The sequence below is a fragment of the Pseudomonas sp. FW300-N2F2 genome (assembly GCF_017351655.1).
In the GTDB taxonomy this organism is placed as follows: Bacteria; Pseudomonadota; Gammaproteobacteria; order Pseudomonadales; family Pseudomonadaceae; genus Aquipseudomonas; species Aquipseudomonas fluorescens_AA.
This window is the reverse complement of record NZ_JACNDQ010000002.1, coordinates 64,025-82,817: the sequence shown is the minus strand read 5'-3', so window position 1 is coordinate 82,817 and position 18,793 is coordinate 64,025. Positions and strand designations below refer to the sequence as shown.

Below are 18,793 nucleotides of genomic sequence, written 5' to 3'. Positions count from 1 at the left end.
AGGCAACAAATCGAAAGGCGCAAATTAAATAAATCTGCCCCCTTTTCCGCTCTATTCGGCAGTCAATTCAACCCAACAAACTACGATTAACGTTACCGGTCAGAAAAAACTCCTCAAATGCATCTTTTACGACGGAAAAGTCCAAACAGACCAGCTCACCACTCCAAGTATTACCTAGAACCTCATATTCACCACCTTTAAGCTCTGGATTAAAATAAGAACGCACAACATAATCCTCCCCATCATCTTCACCCAAAGACAAAACATACCTACCATTATCCGAAAAAAACTTGCAACAGTTGCGGCCCCACGTCTGGGCCGTCGACGACGTTTAAAGTTAGGGAGCCGCCCCCCTTCCTAACCTCTTCTAAATAAAAATCAACATCTTGCCAAGCAGGTAATTTTTTACCCCCCCCCACTCGCCTGTTCACCGACACCAACCACCCACGACAAAGTATAGCTCTTCATTAATTTAGCCCCTTAATAGAACGCATACCGGGCCGCCAATATAAAGTTTTACCGGTAGCAATCTCATTTATCTCAAGAGATTTTAAGCCGGCCTTCTCCGCGGCCGCCGCAATATCTCCTCGGCAATAACCACACACGGCTTGCCCCTCAACTTTTAGAGTCATAGCGGCCCCTTGGGTTTTTCCGGCATCGTAGGCTTGCTGTATGACCCAATTTCCGCATGTGCAGTTGCCATATTTGCGTTTCAGAAACGGGGCCAGATTTATTTAAGACCAATCACCTAATATAAAAGAACGGCCTCCGAAAATTTTTTGGATGAAATGGAGGAGATAAGCGAAACCCGAAAATGGTCCGAGCGCTTACCACCGATGGGATAACCTGAAGTTGAACCCCTCCGACATCAGTGACACAAAAATAGTCACCTGCTTCATCCTTGCTACAAACCCAGCCCTGCTCACTCAAGACTGAAACAATATCTTTTTCTTCCATTACTTCGCCCCAGGAAACCCCATATTCTTAAAGGAATGCCGTTAGGATACCTTGATCCTTTAACGCCTCTTGGGAGAAAAAGGGGCAGATAAACTTAAGAGCCGTGCAATTAAATAAACCACTCCCTTTTTTTTTGCAGTTCTTTCCTATCAATAAAAACCTAACACTCTAAGATCACCTACAAGCTCTGCAGCTTCATCAGGAGGCAGCTCCTCCAAAATAGAAGAAAGACCAATCTTCCTTAGCAATTCAGAGATAGCATTCTGATGATATTTCTGAACCTTTTCCGAGGATCGGCCTGCCGAAAGAATAAGAGACAGGACCTCCAGCATTATTTTTTCAATAGGCAAATCAAAGGAGTTATCAAGCTCACTATAGGCATAGCCTACTTCACTTTCACCTTCAATCCATGGATTTTGGTGGCTGAGCTTGACTCTGCAATAGCTATAATAACTACCCAGAAACCAAGCCCGAATCTCACCATAGGTTACTCTCTCATCCATTACGGCGTCTTCCTCGGCGGTCGCAGCATGACACCCTGATTATCCAGAATATTAACGGTGATATTGGGGTACTTCGCTTTGAACTGCTCAGCTACATTTAGATAGCTTGTACAAACCGCTTTCTCCGTAAGAATATTTACGGTCCCTCTGACAGAGGTATTCCCCCCAACTGGTCAGCGATATTATCTAGAATTTTGTACTCCGTATCTATCCTCCGGTAAACCAAAACTCCTGCCTTATTGAAAAGAAAGGCGAACACCGATAAAACAACACCGGCGCAAGGCCGATATTGTGGATAAGCAATGATCAAGAAAACTCTATTTTGCAATCTGACAAAGGGACTGAGCGGCCATCGGAAATAACCAATTGACCACCTTTGATTTGGGCGAGTAATAGACCGAGGCCAATTGCGCCTGCCTCAATATCTTTTCTCCAACCATCAAGATCACCATGATAGGAAATCGCATGAAAAATAGGTCCCTCGGGCGGTGTGACTCTGCACCCGCGATCATTTACCCCTCCACGAACAGCATTCGGAGGCTCAGAAAAGCAAGTAATGTTATTAAATTGTTTCCGTGGTTTGTTTTTTCCATCATCCGAAAAATAAACAACTTGCTGCCCATCCACAACCGTAACACCAGGTACATTTCTAGCGTTCAACTGCTCAATTTTCCCACCCAGAATTTTTTCTAACGCTTCCCGCCCCCTACTCATCTCACACCTCACTTTGTTGCCGGGGCAATTACAAATTTAAATTTTGTGACGCCCGCACCGGCAAACACCTTCGAACAATAACTCAGAAAGAGGCCAGATTCATTTAAGACCAAGACAACCAAATAAATCTGAGACCTTTCCCCTCGCCCCCTAATCCGCAAAAAGAACCTTATCATCATAATTATAATCAATACTAATTTTCATCCCCTCTACATCCAACGTAACTGCACACGAAGACCAAGCCTTTCCATTTTGGCACAATCCATTTTCAACATAATAGCGCCGAAGCTCAACCAATAACTCTGTCAAATCTCCCACAACCCTGCTGTCTGGATCAAACCAGCTTGAGCGGTTTGTCTTATCGAAATAATCAAACTCATAACTTCCTCCATCACCCTCGGCAAAAAGTCTAGCTCTAACAACTATTTTCTGAGCCTCCGAGGGACCAGCATCCAATAAAAGCTGGCCAACTTTTTGATACAGCCCCTGCTCACTCATCAGTTCCCACCTTTAGGTGCATTGATAAAATCAACAGTCACAGGACGTCCACCATCAATCGAGTATCTAACAGTTGAATCTATCCGGCCTGAGGCCAGGCATCTGCCCCCGGCCTCCTTCCGCCTGTCATTGTTTAACTGAAAAGGGGCCTGTAAACCTGCTCAAAAACGCTAACGACGCCCCAACAACTTCAACCAAAAACCAGCCTTATTCTCAACAACCACCGCAGTAGGCGCTTCAGCGTCCTGCCTGAGCGGGTGCGTACTCGGGCCGTCGGGCCTCAATAAATCCCCGGGATAATGTTCAAGCCCCAGGCACTGTGAATCATCCAACCCAAAAGCCTTTACCGCCGCCACGGCTTCCACGCACCAGCGACCGAAATACGCGCCGCCTTCAAAGTTCACATCACCGTAGGTGTACCAGTAGGGATGCTTGTAACTGACCGCCTGTGGATCGGAACCGGACTTCGCCCCGGTGCGTAGTTCCTGATACCAGTGACTGACAAAAGCCTCCAGCTTTGAAGCTTGCGTATCCACCGACGCATCCACTGCCGCCAGCAATCGGCCATAGGGTTTGGGGTAAAGGAGAACGGCTCCCACTTTACGCTCGGGACTGCGACTCGCGATGATCCGGTCGAGCAGCACGTCCTCGCCTTCGTTGCCGATAAGGGCCAACAGCCTTCGCCATTGATCATCTGGTATCTCCAGAGCCAACCCCAAGCCGACCAGCCAGAAGCAGACGATGTAATGATCGTAGTTGACGCGCCAGCTGTGACGGGTGAATTGTTGCTCCGGGGTCCAGACCGGCGCGCCCAGGCGTTCTGCCTCTTCCCAGGCATCCAGTAGCCCAGGGAAATAACGCGGCAGTTCAGCGACAGGGCATCCGGCAGAGTAGCGACTTAGCATCTGGTGCCAGTGGTCCTGGGCGATGGTGTAGACGTACTGTGGCGCGTAGTCGGGATCGCCCGCAGGGGAACGCGCGGTCTCCAACGTTTTGGCAATACGTTCGTCACCATACGCAACCCATTCCGACCAATAGCGGGAATCTCCCAGTGGCGCTCGAATCATTTAATCCCTCCCAACAGCTTGACCAGAAAAGGGAGATATCTATTTAAAACCAGGAGTAATCAAATAAATCTGTTCCTTTTCCTAGTCCCCTTCCCTAAACCAGCCCCAAGATCGGCTTGATCCGCTCGTTCATTTCTACAAAGGCTTCATAGGAGATACTCGGGTCATCGTTGAGCACCAAATAGACCCCATCCATCAGCCGTTCGGCCATAAGACATTTACCTTGCAATCGTGCAATTACTTCATCGGGGCCATAGCCTAGGGCACGCTGGCAAAGCGCTGCATCCCAGAACTGCGCGGGGTATAACGTATAAATATTGTTGCGCCCATCAACATCTACTGCCTCGTCTTCACGCAACCGATTATAAATCGAGTTATCATCATTCAATCCTCCCTGATAATATAGACCATAAAGATCATAGGATACTTGAGCCTTATATCCTTTAAATGCCTCAACCACTTTTGGCAAATACTCATTCACAACAAGACCATAATCAATAGCCTTATTTGACACCTTAAACCCAAAACGCAAATGCTCGTCATAGGAGGCCCTATCCTTATATATGTATCGCTCACCACGATACGCATAGTCCCCCACAAATCTCAGCCCTCTGACGGGAAGTTTAACTGTATAGGTAGCAACCAAACCATCACCACAACTCGGCGCAGCCGGAAGCTCAAGACCCGCAAAGCCTAAAGGAGCACCAATCCGAGACATCCTATCCATGACTTCAGCATGTCGCTGATCTATAGTTAGAGCTCCGTCAGGACGCGCATAAATCCATAGCTCTATATCTGCTGCACTCATGGGATTCTTGTCCTAGCACTAATAATCTTGTCGAAACCATTGGATCTAATGAAAGCCTTGGCCTGCGCCTCAATTCTGGGATTCGGAAACCCATGTACAACTTTATATACTGGATTCTGCTCCAATGCAGTTAACTAGGACTCCTATTGGATGATTATTTATTTTTTCGAGCTATCATGAGTGCTCGCTCGATCATTTCGGAATTAATGTAAGGCACAAATCCGAGCCTGTCGCCCTTCTCAAAACTCTTTTTGTATTCGTCTAAACGCTCAGCATCACCTGCTATTGCTAGAGCCGCCAAATGTCGGATAGGCATTGCACCTTTAGCGTCAGTTGACAGCTTCCTATAAACCGTCAATCCCTCGTCAATACTTTGAGAGCGAGCCCAAGATATAGCCTTCTCAGACAACCTAATAACATCCTCACTAGAAAAACCAGACAGTTTTTCCGGCATTTCATTTCTAACTATAATCGGAGCATTACCACCGCCACCACCTAATATAAAATAAACAGCCTCCGAAAAATCTTTGGATGAAATGGAGGACATAAGCGAGACCCGAAAATGGTCCGAGCGCTTACCCACATATGGGATAATCTGAAGTTTAACCCCTCCGACATCAGTGACACAAAAATAGTCACCTACTTCATCCTTGCTACAAACCCAGCCCTGTTCAGTCAAGATCGAAACAACACTTTCCTCTTCCATCACTTCGCCCCAGAAAAGCTCATAAAACAGGGGAAAAATTATTCAAAAATCAAGCAATTAAAAACCCTCTCTCTAAATATATCCTGTCCCGCCCCACAATCAAAATTTAAGACTCACAACTTTCCGCATAGAAGTCGTCTTCATTGCGGATATACAAACTCAATCCCAATTTTCCCCTCAACCAAGTCAATCATCACTTCACAGCCACTCCAAACAGACATGCCTGCCGTTAGCTTATTCTGGAAATACCAATGTCGGAGTTCCACCAACAGCTTCAACATATCCGTATTTGCACGCCCTCCAGCAGTAAACCAGGACACGTTACCTTGCTCATCCACGAAGTCATATTCATAATCGCAGCTGTCCAACTCCTGCGCTAACTGCGCGCGCATCACAACTTTACACGCCCCCTTTGGAGCGACATCGAATAAAATCGCGCCAATATCATTATAAATATCGCTATCGTTACGCATCAGATACCTCCTGGTGAATTATTAAACAAAATCTCTTTAGGACGACCACCACCAATTGAGTACTCGACGTTAAAACTATCTGGCCGAACATTCCCACCAGAGTAAACAGGCTCAATTTTTACCCTAACAGACTTGCCCTCCTTTAGAGCATCCGCCCAAGAATTTTCCATTGTTTTCCAGACACCCTTGTTTAAGTTCCCATTCATGGGAAGTAGATTTAACTTTTCACCTGGACCGTTAAAAATACTTGCAATTAGATGCCCACCCTCATCACCCGCCACCCCGCATTTACCAGCCACACACTGCTGATATGTATTTCTGTCATTCTTCACAAAAGAAAGATCAGATTCAACTTTTTCAACGCGCCCCAAACTATCTGTTTGATAAATTTTGTTCCCATCAACTTTATAAATTGTATTGGGCTCAGGTTTATTGAGCTCTTTGGACCATGCGCCCTTACCACCAGAGTTAATTTCTACTTCGCGAAGCACTTTACTAGGTTTTTTTATCCCAGCACTGTAATCACCAGGATTCTCGACAACCTTCCCATTAACGGTCGTCGTGCCAGAGCCATACCCCCCCTCAAGTTTCCCGCTATACGCCCCCTCCACGCTGCTCCACTGCACCGGCTTACCAGCCGACGCTTCGGCTTTGGCAATTTTGGCCATATCGGCCATCTTTTCAAGCCCTTCCGCCCCCACCTTGATCCCGGTTTTTGCCAGCGCCACGCCGCCTTTGGCCGCCGTACCTACGCCCGTAGCAATACTGCCAACCTGCCAGACGAGCTCGCCAATATCCTGGCCCAGTTGCACGGCGCGGTCGTCGCCGCCGTTTTCAAGAGCGTCTTTCACGCGGTCGAGTTTGGCGTTGAGTTCGTTGACCACGCCATCGCCGAACTGCTTGCGGGCCTCGGGGTCGTTGATCAGGGCTTTGAGGCCGTTGATTCCGTCAACCGGATGGAGGAGGAATTGCGCCAGACCCTCGACGTCGCTCCAGCCCGCTTGCACCAGGCCTTTGCCCACGCCGAAGCGGGTCAGTACGTCTTGCTTCTGGTTGATGTACCCCCATTTGGCGATCACTTGCGCCTTCGCCAGCAGCCCATCGGCCTCGCTGTATTCCTTCTCGGCCTGGACCAATTGCTGGGTCGCCAGCCAGTTGTTGTCCACCGCGGCGCCGGCCGCGCTGGTGGCGGTGGCCGGGTCCAGCGAGGAGCTGGTGGCCGCCAGCCCAGTGACGATGCTGACAATCAGGTTGCGCTTGGCTTCACGCTGGGATTCGCTTTCATCCGGGCTGGCTTCGGAGAACAGGCCGGTGAGCAGGCTCGATGCCGCCGCGCCCGCGGCGGCGCTGCCACAGCTCTGGCTGCTGGCGGCGGCACCCGCGCAGGCGACGATGCCGTGCAGGGCGGCGTGCAGCGGCGAGCCTTCGGTGAGCTTGCCGTCCGCCACCAGGTCGCCGATGTAGCCGGCGCCCTGCTGTTGCACGTAATTGACCACCAGCCCTTGGACGAACGCACTGTTGCCGCCACTGATATTGCCGCTGGCCGCGCCCACCAGGGCAGTGGTGATCTGCCGGTAGGTACCGCCCGCGCCCCACTTGTCGGCGATGCCGCTGGCTTCGGCATTGAGGCGCTGAGCATTGCCGAGCAGCGCCAGGCGTTCGGTGTCGATGAGTTGGGCGTTGGGATCCAGGGCCGCTGCCTGAGCCGCCTCGGCCTGTTTGCGCTTGAGGTCGACTTCCTTGGCCTTGTTGGCGAGCAAGGTGCTGGCCTCGTTGGCGAACGCTCCGACGATCTCGAAACCGGCACGGATTTCGTCTTCGTCGAAGATCGGCTTGAGCGTGTTGGTGGTGTCGCGGTCGCTGGAGACATCGCGGTTGAGGCTGGCGACGGTTTGCTCGCCATTCTTGCCGGTGCGCTTCTGTTGCTCGGCGTCGTTGCTGATGACGATGGTGCCGCCGCTGATGCCGCTGCGGGTGACGCTGCTGGCGTCGTCGCTGGCACTGATGGCAATCGGCATGGTGGCGCTGAGGTCGTTATCGTTCTTCGGCAGGTCGGTGCCAGGGGTTTTCGTGCCGCCGCTGGTGGCGTTGCCCTGCTGGTCCTTGCCGACTTCGCGATAGCCGCCACCGACGCTGACGGTGCTGGCGTCGTACTCGGCCTTGTTCTTGATGTCGCGGCTGGTGAGGCTGGCGGTGACCAAGCGGTTCTTGCCGTCCTGCACCGCCTTGTCGCTGCTGGCAATGATGCCGCCAATCAGGTCGGTGTTGCCACCCACGCGAATGTCGAAGCCGTCGTCCCCGGCCTTGATGCCCGATTGCTCGGTCACGCTGGCGTAGTTGGAATCGATATCCGTGGCACCGAAGCTGCCACTGGCGCCGCTGACCGAACTCATGCCGTAGCAGAACGGCGGAATGCACAGACTGATGCCAAAGCCCAGGCTCTTCTCATCGACCACGTAGGTGTTGGTGTCTTGCAGGCTTTCGATGTTCAGGTCGCCGCCGATGTCGGCCAGGACCTGTTTGCCGCTGGCCACCGCGCCTTTGAGGTTGGTGTCGCCGCCGGAGGCCAGCAGCAACTGGTTGCCCGCCTGGACATGGGTATTGGTGTGGGTGAGTCCATCGCCATCCGCCTGGCCGCGACTGCCGGATGCCCCCAGGTCCAGGGTGAAACCGTTGCGGGTGCCGCCCAGGGAAAAGCCGATGCCGATGCTCGCGCTGGTGCCTTTGCTGTCGGTTTCCTGCTTGTCGGTATTGCGCGCGGCGAGCAGGTTGATGTCACCGTCCGCCAGCAGGCTGGCGTTGCGTCCGGCCTTGATATCGCTGCCTTGCACGGTGATGTTGCTGGCGGCCCCGGCGCCCGTGGCGCGCAGGCGGATGTCATTGCCGGCGGTCATGGTCGAGCCGGCCGCGCTGTCGCTGGTGTAGGTGGTCGTGCTTTCGTTCTTCTTGGTGCCCAGCGATAGGCTGATGTTGATCCCGCCCGCCGAACCCGGGTCCATCGCCACGGCGGTCGCCGCGTTGTTGGCGGCCAGCACGGCGGTGGCGGCGGCCAGGGCCTTCATGCGCCCGTCGTCGGTTTTCTCCGACGCATGTTTCATTTGCTGGGACGTCTGGATCGCGCTGATCACCGGGTTGGTCACGGTGAGGGTGAACCCGGTCTGCTTGAACAGGGTTTCACGCTCGCGTTCGCGTGTGTTGCGCGCCTCGACGACGTCGATGGTCTGCGCCGTGACGTCGATGTTGCCTTGTGGCGCCGACACCTGGCTGCCCACCTGGCGATAGCCCTTGCCGGCTTCGATCAACACATCACCGGCAGTCGAACCGACGGTGCTGGCCGCAGCCGTGTGCTCGGTGGTGAGGTCCTTGACGCTCTGTTGCTGGGTCCCCAGGGTGACGGCGATGCCACCGCCGCTGAACAGGCCGCTTTTCTTCACGGACTTGTCGTGGCGCTCGCTGCTGCTGGCGGTGTCGGCTTCGATGTTGACGTTGTTGTCCGCCACCAGAACCGTCTGGGTCGTGGACACCACGTTGCTGCCCTTGAGGTTGATGTCGCGACCGGCCTGCACATAGGTCTGCTCGCCGCTCAGGGTGGAGCCTTCGACGGAGGTCTGGCTGATCGTGTCACGGGTGGTGGTGGTCTTGCTGGAGAACATCCCGTTGCTGCCTTTGACCTTGTGCGCTTCATCGGCGAACTGGTAGTTCTGGCCGGCAGTCAGGTTGACGTCGCGCTTGGCCTCGGCGAATACCGCGCCTTGCTCGCTGGTGACACGGGCGGCGCGGGCGTTGAGGTCCTGGCCTGCGCTCAAGCGCACGTCGCCCTGCCCTTGGACCAGGGAGCCGACTTCGGTCTGGCTGGCGTCCTTGCGCCAGTTGCTGCTGTTCCAGGTCAGCCCTTGCTCGTGCGCTTCGCCCACGGTGGCCAGGTTGATGTTCTTGCCCGCCTCCAGCAACGTGCTGCCGCCCTTGCCGGCATTGACCACCTGGGCCCCGGTGAGGTTGAGGTCGTTGCCGGCGCTCACGCCCATCGTGCCCTGGGCGCCGCTGACGAACAGCCCGGCGACCCGCGACAGGTTGGTGCGGGTGCCTTGGGCACTGCTGCTGTCCCGGCTGCTGGAGATGACGTTGATGTCCTGCCCGGCCTTGACCGACAGACTGTCCACGGCACCGATCAGGCCGCCGAGGTTGTTGAGGTTTTCCCGCGCGGTGAGCGACGCCTTGTCGGCCTGGATGCGCCCACCGAGGTTCTCGATGTTTTGCGCGGTGATCGCCATGACGCTGCGCCCGGCGAGGCTGCCACTGTTGACCAGGTCGCCAGCGATGTTCAGGTTCAACTGCTGCCCGGCAATCAGAGCGCCGGAACCGTTGAGGTCGCCCTCCTGGACCCGTACGTACACTTGCGGCACCAGCACGTTGCGGGTGTCGCCGTTGGCCAGGGTCACCTGCTTCTGCACCAGCCAGACAATGTCGCTGGTCAACTGGGCCATCTGCGCGGAGGTCAGGGCCACGCCAGGCACCAGTTGCCATTGGCTGGCGACGGTCACGGCGTTGTCGATCAGGGCACGGTACTGCGCTTCGTCATTGGCGTAGCCGTCGAGGAAACGCCGGCCGGTGAGTTGCGCCACTTGCTCGCGAATCAGCTTCTGCTCATAGAAACCGTCGCCCAGACGTTGTTGCGTCAGTGCCGGGTCGACTTGCAGGCGCTGCAGCATGTAGTCCGACGACAGCCATGTGCGATAGCTGGCAAAACGCGGGTCGGTTTCGATCAGGTAGCTGCTGGTGCTCTGGGGGTTGGTGCTGAACAGGCTGTTGTTCGGCAATGCCAGGGATGGCCCGCCGCTGCGAATCTGCTCGGCGACGCCCTTGCTGTTCAGGGTGGTCTGGGCCGCGACCTGAACGATGGGCGCCACTTGATAGGTCCTGTCGACCGGGGCGCTGACCGTGCCTGTGGCGGCTATCTGCTCGCTGACGCCCTGTGCGGCGCGGGCACTGATCTGGGTGCCGGTACCGTTGCCAGCGGCGTTCTGGGCGAACACGGTCGGTTGCAGGGTGATGTCCTGGATCAAGGGGGCAGGCGTGTAGGCCGTGACGGCTGTTCCTTGGCGATCCCGGCCCTTGCGCTGGATGCGATAGAAATTCGTAGCGGTGCCACTGTCGGTGGTGGTGCGCTGGCCGGTCAATTCGGTGTTGGTCAGGCTGGCAATGTTGGCCTGCAACAACCCACCGGCAATGATGCGGCTCTTGTCGTTGAGCACATCGCCTGCGTTGATCTGCATCGTCCCGCCAGAGAGGATCTGCGCCGGCGCCGAGGTGGCGATCTGAGTTTCCTGGACCACGCGGGTGTAGTCGTAGCGGTTCCAGTTGTCTTTGCGCCCCTCAGGCGTGTAGAGGTAAAGGACCTCATCGTTACGCAGGGAAATCTGGTCACCCTGGTAGCGGTTCGGCGAACCGCTGAGCTGGAACTCCTGCAAGGCCGTGCGACTGACTTCCACCTGTTGGGTGCTGAAGTGTTCGTTGGTGTTGCGCACGCTTTGCACATCGAGCGACAGGTTGCCGAGGGCCTCGATGGTCGCGCTGGCGTTGGTTAGCAGTTGGGCCCGGTCCTGGGCCTTGTCAGTGGCGCTCAGCGCACCGCCGATGGCGAGGTCCCCGGCACTGAAGATCAGCGCCCGTTCGCGGTTGTCCAGGGTGCCGGTGCCAATGTCCAGCGACTCGCGGGCGGCGATGGTCGCGGCGATACCGTTCTCATCGCGGTTGCTCAGTGCCGAGGTGGCGATCGCCAATCGATCACCGTACAGGCGCCCGGTGCCCAGGTTATTCAGCGACAGCGCTTGCACACGCACTTGCTGGCCGTCGATCAGGCCACGGTTGGTCAGGCTGTCGTTGATGTTCAGGCGAACCTGGCCAGCGCTGATCTCGCCGTTGGTGGCATTGTCCAGCGTCTGCGAGTGCACCAGCAGGAGATTGCCCGCCAGCAGTTTTCCGCTGTTGTTGAAAGCCCCATCGGTGCTCAGGTCAACCTTGTTATTGGCCTGGATCTGTCCACTCAGGTCCAGGCCACTTTGCAGGCTGAACGTCAGGTCGCCCAGGCTCAGGGCCCGACCGGTGCCCGCGTAATAGGCGGCGTTGAGGGACAACAGGCTGCCGGCGAGCAAAGTCCCGTCGAGGTTGTGCACCGACTGGCGACGTTGCGCCGGATCGCGGTCGGTGATGGTCAGGCCCGCCCCCGAGGAAATCAGGCCGCCCTGGTTATCCAACGCCTGGCTGACGCCGATGGACAACCCTTGGTCGGCGCGCACGGCACCGGTCTGGTTGCCGAAGGTGTTGAGCGCCAGGCTCATGGTGCGGCCTTCGAGCCCCTGGTTGGCACCTTGGGTGGCGCTGTTGTCGAGCACGTCGGCAGTCACGCCCAGGGTGCCCGCGCTGCGCACCAGTCCGCCCTGGTTGTTGAGCGTCTCACCCAGCACCAACTGGACATCGCCGAGGCCCTGCAACTGACCGCCGCGGTTATCCACCCGGGCGCCTTCGACCTGAACGCCCTTCTGGCCAATGATCTGGCCGCCGCTGCCGTTGGTCAGGCCGGTGGCCTTGAGCACCAGCGCGCCCTTGGCCCCGAGGAAACCGGCGCTGTTGTTGAAATGGGCACTGTGGATTTCCACCGCGTCCTGGCCGCTGATGCCTTGGGTGGTGCCGGACTGAAGGTTGTTCAGCGCCTGACTGCCGGTGTCGATGAACAGCTTGCCCTTGGCCTGGATCAGGCCCGCCGCGTTGCGCAACTCACCGCTGCGCAGGTCGAGGGTCGCGCCGGCATTCAACGTGCCCTGGCTGTTGTCCATCAGCAGGCCGTGACTGTTCAGGTCCAGGGCCTGGCCACTGATCACCCCGCCCTGGTTATTCAAACCTTGGGCCGACAGCGTGATATCGCCCAGCGCTTCAAGGCGCCCGCCGCTGTTGTTCAGCGCATCTGCCGAAACACTGACCAGCAACCCGGACTTCACCGAGCCCAGCACGCCGTTGGTGTTGTTCAACTGCCCGGCGATGATCTGCATGCGCTGGGTCGCGGCCAGCGTGCCACCGATGTTGTTCAAGCGGTCGAAGGTTGCGTCCAGCTCACCGCCGGCACTCACCGTGCCTTGGGTATTATCCAGCGCCTCGCCGCTGATCTTTGTCGTACCGCTGGCGGCCAGCGTCCCGCCGCCGTTATTGACTTCTTTGTCGGCCGTGACGGTCAACGCACCGTTATCGGTGGCGAGGACCTTGCCACCCTGGTTGTTCAACGTGCCGACCTTCAAGACCACCGCTGCGGGACCGCTGACTTGCCCGGCCTGATTGTCGAAGCGTTCACGGGCGGTGACCTGCAACGGTTGCGCGCCGGTCTGGAGAATGCGTCCACGCTGGTTGGACAGGGTCGTGGTGTCGAGCGTGATCTGTTGGCCTTGGGTCAGGCCGTCATCGACCACCACCTCACTGGCCTTGACGCTCAACTTGCCATTGCTTGCCAGGGTGCCTTTGCTGCCGGCCAACTGGCTGGCCTGGATATCCAGGGTGCCTTGGCCGGCGTGCTCGACCTTGCCGTTGCCGTTGTCGAGGCGATTGGCGCCAAGCTTCAGGTTGCCGGCGTTGGAGGCTATACGGCCACCGCTGTTGTCGAGCGTGGCGACGGCGGTGATCGACGTGTCGGCGGTCCCCGTCTGCACCAGTTCACCGACGGCATTGGACACATCCCGCGCACTCAATTGCAGGTTGCCAGCGCTGACTTTGGCCGCATCGGTGCGCAGGGTCTTGGCCGCTTTGGCGGTCAGCACCTGAGTCGCATCGACTTGGCTGCCACTGAGGTTGGCATCGCCGGAACTGGCCGTCAGAGTGACGTTGCTGCCCAGGGTCTGGCTGCCACTCAGGTCCAGGTCAGCGGCCTCGACGCCGACATCGCCGCCAGCAAGGTTCTGGCCTTGCGCCTTGATCGTGGTGGCCCGTAGCGCGAGGTTGCCACTCTTGCCCAGCTTGCCGTCCGTACCAACGCCCGCTGCCAGGCTCGAGGCCTTGGTGCTGCGAATGGTCTTGGCGGTGAGCGTGGTGTGGTTCTGGCTGGCAACGGTACCACTGTTGTCGATGTCACCGACGCTGTCGAGCTTCAGGTCGCCCTTGGCGTAGAGCGTGCCGCTGTTTTCAACGCTGGCGGCAGTGATTTGCGTCGCCGTTGCGCTGCTGATCGCGCCCTGGTTTTGCAATTTGCCGTCGGCGCTGATCACCACCTCGCCAGCCATGGCGCCGATCTGTCCGGCGTTGCGCACCCCCACACCGGACTCCGTGCCCACCAGCATGATCTTCCCGGCATACATGCCGCCGAGCTTGGCGACGTCGATGGCAACGGTGGGTTTTTCTCCCTCGGCGCCTGGCAGCGGCGTGGCCTGGGTGTTGTCGGCATTGACCTGATTACGTCCGGCGGTGACCTTCAAGTCGTTGGCCCACACCCCAGCGTTGACCTGCACCGAGCGGGCAATCAGGTCCGTGTAGTCGGCCTCGCGGGCATCCAGGCCTTTGCCTTCGATGTTGATCGCGCCGCCCTGCACGGTGTAGCCCGTGATGCGACCGTTCTCCAACTGCGCCCGGCCGGTGCTGAGGGTGGCCCGGTCGGCGTTGATGAAGCCGCAACCGTTGCAAGTGATACCGGATGGGTTGGCGATGACCACTTCGGCGCGCTGGCCGGCGACTTCGACGTAACCGCGCAATTGGCTGGGGTTGCTGGAGTTGACTTCGTTTAGGATGACCCGCGCGCTGCCATTGCCCAACATCGGGTTGCCTTCGATCCAACCGCCCAGTTTCGTCTGGCTGTTGCCTGTGCCGTTGTTGAGGATCACCCCCCGGCTGTCGACATCGAACTGGTTGTAGGTGTTGCGCGAGACACCGCCGGCGCTGGCCTCGCGGATATTCACCTGCGGCGTGCCGTTGGCGCTTTGTATCACTGTCGGTCGTTGGCCAGCCGGAGCGCCTGGGTCGGCGACGATGGTGCCGGCCCAGGTCGGTGCCACGCTCAAGGACACCAGGCCGATCGCTGTCATCACGGCAAAGCGCAACGCCCCCAGCGTCGCCGTACAAGCCGCTGCGCCCGTCGTCGGCCCGGAGCGGGTCCCCGGCGCCTTGACCTGACTGGTGACGTTCTCGGCTACGACCATCAACAGCCCGCGGGCCTTGTTGAAAACGATTCGGTACAGATGCTTGTTCATAGCAATTCCATTTGCGGAGCCTGCCCGCACGACCAGTGGTTGGAGTTACGCTTCGACTGCCAGCGGGTGGGCGGCAAACCAGGCCTGGGCCTGTTCGGGGATGACCCCGATCCCTTGGAATGTCTTGACCCGCAGGCCACGCTCGTCGCCTCGGTGATAGAGGGCTCGGGCGCAGCGATCGATGAAAAGGTGACGTTGCAACAAGCGGCTCAAGACCGCCGTGTGGCCAAAGGGGGCGACCCAGTCGTTGAGCCAGAGGCGTTCGCCGCAGTTCCAGTCCTCTTGGCTCAGCGCCAGCGGCGACTGGCGCAGGTAACGTTGCTCTGTCGCCTCGTCGAGGTTGAGCCAGGACAGGTAGAACACCGGCTTGCCGTGTTCGGAGCCGAGCACGAACTGGCGATGCTTGAGCGCCGGCAACAGCAACGTCGGCAAGGTGTGCAACGGCGCATCGCGATGGGCCTTGGAATGCATCCACAACCAGGTGGCGGAGCCGAACACCGCGGCTTCGCTCCAGGGTTCGTCGATCAGGCCAGGAGCGATAATGTCTAGCGTCTCGAACTGCATGGGATCACCTCAGAATGACCAGATGACGGTGAACGCGCTGGTCACGTTGGCCGTCTCGAAACCATCGGGTTTCTTCAACGGCGTACCCACCGACCAGTCATAGGACAGGCCCTTGTAACCGCCGCGTATGCCCACCACGGCCCCCGCCAGGCGCTGGCCGATCAGGAACTCACTGGACTGGCCGCTGACTTCGCCATAGTCGATGCCGGTGTAGAGCTCCTGGCCGGTCTGGCCCAGGGACAGGCCGATTTCGTTGCGCAGGGTCCAGCCACGGTCGGCGGAAAGAATGTTTTCACCATCGAAGCCGCGCACGCTGTAGCGCCCGCCGATGGAGAAGCGATCCTGGGGCACCAACGGCGTACGGTTCCATTGCGCGCGCCAGCCACCGATGTAGCGCAGGCGCTGATCGCCGACCTGGAACGGCACCTGCAATTGGGCATCGGCGGTGATGATCTGCGAGCGTGACGTACCGGCGTCGAAATCTTCCTCAGGTGCCCTGAGCGCGTCGTGGGCACCGGTGCCACGACGATAGGCAACGCCCAGGTCAAGAATCGAAGCGCCAATGAATTCCCGATGGTCCAGCCCCAACTGCCAGCCGGCCATGCGGCGTTTCTGGTTGCCGATTTCGGTGTCGTCGATGAAGTTCTCCGACGAGCGCGTCCACAGGCTGCCCCAAGCGGTGGTCTTGCGAACGGCGTCGCGGTACAGCAGGCGTGACAGGCGCAACTCGTTGTTACGACTCTCGCCTCGGTACTGATAGGACTGGTTAGCGCCGGCGACAGACTGTTCGTAGTTGTATTCGCTGCTGGTGAACCCCAACTGCCAGTAGCCGAACGGCAGCGAATAATGCAGCGTGTTGCCATCGGAACCGCGGTGCCCGGACTCGCCGCCGCCCAAGTCATGGTTGACGCTGGCGTAGAACAAATCGTTGAGCGACAGCAGGTTGTCCAAGGACAGCGATACGTTGCCCTGGTATTTGCCCGTGCTCTTGCTGCCGGAATTGTCCACCGACAGGCTCACCCGGGCGGGGAACCGCTGGCTCCAGGCGATCACCACGTCGCTCTCACCGGGCCTGGCGTCGGCGGCACGGGCTGGCGCGATCTTGATGTCGGCCTCTGCGGTCGGCACGCGCTTGAAGTTCTCCAGCGCCTGTTCGATGTCGCGCAAGTTGAGCAGATCGCCAGGATTGGCCGGCATCGCGTTCCAGGCATTGGCGCGGGCGCTGGTACCCTCCTCGAAACGAATCTCACGAATGCGCCCTGGCACCAGGGTCAACACCAGCACACCACTGTTCAAGTCCTGGGCTTCGGCGAGTACGCGAGTGGTGACGTAGCCGGCCTCGATGATCGCATTCTGCATGCGCTTCATCGTCAGGTTGATCCCACCGCCGCCGAGGCAACGACCGATGGCGGGATCATCCTTGGGATTGGCGGCGCGCAACGCCCACTGGAATTTTTCCGACGCCTCGCCGATCAGGCGGATGTCATTGATGGCAAAGCAGGGAGTTTCCTTGGCGGGCAAGCGCCCGGCACCTTCATCCACGGGTGCCGCCTGCAGACGCACGTCGGGCCGGGACTCCAACTGATCGCGCAAAACCCGTTCGCGCTCTTGCTGGCGCAACAGTTCTTCTTCAGGTCCGGCCGCCTGCGCAGCGCTCCACGCGCCCGTCATCCACGCCGCCATCAGCAGCAGGGCGAGACGCTTGGCGTTCTGTGCGGATGAACGGGTTCCGCCAGCACAACGGCGAGGGCTGCTCGGTTTACGCGTTCGGCAGGGTGCGGCTGGCTGCATGTCACATCCTTGTGGCCTGAATCGAAGACACGGTAAGTCAGGCCCGCCGGAAGCGGCATTGGCACTGACACAGATAAATAACGAGGTACGTAATCCATCGGAAACGAAGGAAAAGTCCTACAACGTACCGAAACGGTCTGATAGCAGAGTGGGGAGAAAGTTTCGCGTTATCGAAATATGCTCGATACAAATGGGTAAAAATGGGCAGTTGGTCACAGCTTGGGGGAATGAGGAGCTGTGCGAGGCAGGAACGACGCGCTCAAACCGGGGTCGTTCACCTGGAGAGGGGCAATGCAACCAGGAAAAGTCAGCGGCATGTGCGCTAACCCACTGTTTATAATGGTGTCCCAGGGCAGGTTCGAACTGCCAACCTTCCCCTTAGGAGGGGGATGCTCTATCCAATTGAGCTACTGAGACACGAGTCGACCACGAGAAACGCGGTGCGCGGGACGGCGTGCATGGTAACGACCTGCCCTGCGTTTGTCATGTCGTCGCTGTTTTTTTAAGTGTAGGCAAATGGTACTGCTCGGAAGGCTGACAAGGCCAAGCGGTTGGCCCCGGCCGCCATTCATCTGCCCCTGGCGTGTTTATCCTAGTAAATCGGCCATTTGCCACTATCCTATACAAGACAGGGACGACAAGCGTTTTGGTCCATTTCCGTTATCCGCCAGACGGTATGGCACAACGACACAATTCGACGGTCACAAAATGCGAACCTGTTGTTTTTTTCCAACCAGTCCGCATTTTTTGATGAAAGGTGCTGGCATAACGCCTTTACCCGGATCAGAATTTGTCACAGAATTGGCGCCAATGATCTGGCAATTTTGAGGCATGATGCGGGCCTCTTAACAATTCAGGTTGAACATTTGGCAGTGGAGCTTGTCCTATCGACATCCTGCGGCCAATCCCGAGAACCGCTCCCCTGAACTAACCGGTTAAATAAATATGCGCCCAATGACAAAGGCAATTTATTCCAGCCGTACGGCTGACAAGTTCGTCGTACGTCTGCCAGACGGAATGCGGGAACGCATTGCCGAGGTGGCTCGTAATCATCATCGCAGCATGAACTCTGAAATCATTGCGCGCCTGGAGCAAAGCCTGATTCAGGAAGGCGCACTGGGTGAAGAGCTGAGCATGCGCCTGGACAGCCCGGAGCTGTCTTTGCATGAGCGCGAGCTGCTTCAACGCTTCCGACAACTCTCCCACCGTCAGCAGAACGCCCTTGTTTCGCTGATTGCACATGACGTAGAGATGGCCGCAGAAGCGACCTGATCACAGCCAAAACACTCAAGCCAGCCTCGTGCTGGCTTTTTTGTGCCTGGCGTTTGGCCCAGCTGAAATGCATGACAGCACACATATCGTGGACACCCACGACCCTATGTGGGAGCGAGCTTGCTCGCGATAGCGGTGGTGCCGTTGCATAGCGGCTGGACCTGCCAGCTGCTCTTGCTTTGGACGCTTGATCTCGGCGCCCCATCAATCGAAAGAAGC

Annotated in this window: 14 protein-coding genes, 1 tRNA gene and 1 pseudogene; 1 reads left to right on the top strand and 15 read right to left on the bottom strand. The window is 57.6% G+C overall.

What is annotated here, in order from left to right:
• Window positions 1-67: 67 nt before the first annotated feature.
• The 15 genes and pseudogenes from J4E63_RS15000 to J4E63_RS14940 all read right to left on the bottom strand — a co-directional run.
• A pseudogene (locus tag J4E63_RS15000) lies at window positions 68-274 on the bottom strand (DUF6911 family protein); the annotation flags it as partial.
• A 1-nt stretch (window position 275) separates the two neighbouring features.
• Window positions 276-419 carry a DUF6911 family protein gene (locus tag J4E63_RS31285; RefSeq protein WP_404943339.1) on the bottom strand — a complete coding sequence of 48 codons (144 nt, stop codon included), beginning with the start codon at window positions 417-419 and terminating at the stop codon, window positions 276-278.
• Window positions 420-744: 325 nt separating this feature from the next.
• Entirely contained in the window at window positions 745-957 is a 213-nt protein-coding gene (locus J4E63_RS31280) for a DUF6990 domain-containing protein (protein ID WP_404943334.1), read from the bottom strand.
• A 149-nt stretch (window positions 958-1,106) separates the two neighbouring features.
• The gene (imm2, locus tag J4E63_RS14995; protein WP_207282551.1) at window positions 1,107-1,460 is read right to left on the bottom strand and encodes an Imm2 family immunity protein; all 354 of its coding nucleotides are present in this window, start codon (window positions 1,458-1,460) and stop codon (window positions 1,107-1,109) included.
• Complete coding sequence (locus tag J4E63_RS31275; protein WP_207283216.1) at window positions 1,460-1,594, bottom strand: hypothetical protein; 135 nt, start codon at window positions 1,592-1,594, stop codon at window positions 1,460-1,462. Before J4E63_RS31275 ends, imm2 begins: the two co-directional genes overlap by 1 nt.
• 172 nt (window positions 1,595-1,766) lie before the next feature.
• A complete protein-coding gene (locus J4E63_RS14985; RefSeq protein WP_207282550.1) occupies window positions 1,767-2,174 on the bottom strand; it encodes a hypothetical protein in 408 nt (135 codons plus the stop codon).
• A gap of 150 nt (window positions 2,175-2,324) precedes the next feature.
• Window positions 2,325-2,672, bottom strand: coding sequence for an immunity protein YezG family protein (locus tag J4E63_RS14980; RefSeq protein WP_207282549.1), 348 nt, complete (start codon window positions 2,670-2,672; stop codon window positions 2,325-2,327).
• Window positions 2,673-2,842: 170 nt separating this feature from the next.
• Window positions 2,843-3,739: a PoNi-like cognate immunity protein gene (locus J4E63_RS14975; RefSeq protein WP_207282548.1), complete on the bottom strand. Its 897-nt coding sequence runs from the start codon at window positions 3,737-3,739 to the stop codon at window positions 2,843-2,845.
• Window positions 3,740-3,833: 94 nt separating this feature from the next.
• Window positions 3,834-4,547 carry a hypothetical protein gene (locus J4E63_RS14970; protein WP_207282547.1) on the bottom strand — a complete coding sequence of 238 codons (714 nt, stop codon included), beginning with the start codon at window positions 4,545-4,547 and terminating at the stop codon, window positions 3,834-3,836.
• 154 nt (window positions 4,548-4,701) lie between these two features.
• Window positions 4,702-5,253 carry a DUF6990 domain-containing protein gene (locus J4E63_RS14965; RefSeq protein WP_207282546.1) on the bottom strand — a complete coding sequence of 184 codons (552 nt, stop codon included), beginning with the start codon at window positions 5,251-5,253 and terminating at the stop codon, window positions 4,702-4,704.
• 140 nt (window positions 5,254-5,393) lie between these two features.
• Window positions 5,394-5,726 carry a hypothetical protein gene (locus J4E63_RS14960; protein ID WP_207282545.1) on the bottom strand — a complete coding sequence of 111 codons (333 nt, stop codon included), beginning with the start codon at window positions 5,724-5,726 and terminating at the stop codon, window positions 5,394-5,396.
• Complete coding sequence (locus J4E63_RS14955; protein ID WP_207282544.1) at window positions 5,726-14,947, bottom strand: hemagglutinin repeat-containing protein; 9,222 nt, start codon at window positions 14,945-14,947, stop codon at window positions 5,726-5,728. The genes J4E63_RS14960 and J4E63_RS14955 overlap by 1 nt, the downstream gene beginning before the upstream one ends.
• Before the next feature lie 45 nt (window positions 14,948-14,992).
• Complete coding sequence (locus tag J4E63_RS14950) at window positions 14,993-15,511, bottom strand: toxin-activating lysine-acyltransferase (RefSeq protein WP_207282543.1); 519 nt, start codon at window positions 15,509-15,511, stop codon at window positions 14,993-14,995.
• A 9-nt stretch (window positions 15,512-15,520) separates the two neighbouring features.
• Window positions 15,521-17,182 (bottom strand): ShlB/FhaC/HecB family hemolysin secretion/activation protein, encoded by a 1,662-nt coding sequence (locus tag J4E63_RS14945; RefSeq protein WP_207283215.1) that lies wholly within the window; start codon window positions 17,180-17,182, stop codon window positions 15,521-15,523.
• Window positions 17,183-17,642: 460 nt separating this feature from the next.
• A tRNA-Arg gene (locus J4E63_RS14940) sits at window positions 17,643-17,719 on the bottom strand.
• A gap of 528 nt (window positions 17,720-18,247) precedes the next feature.
• Between J4E63_RS14940 and J4E63_RS14935 the strand changes: the two genes are divergently transcribed.
• Window positions 18,248-18,574 (top strand): Arc family DNA-binding protein, encoded by a 327-nt coding sequence (locus tag J4E63_RS14935; RefSeq protein ID WP_060741019.1) that lies wholly within the window; start codon window positions 18,248-18,250, stop codon window positions 18,572-18,574.
• Window positions 18,575-18,793: the final 219 nt, after the last annotated feature.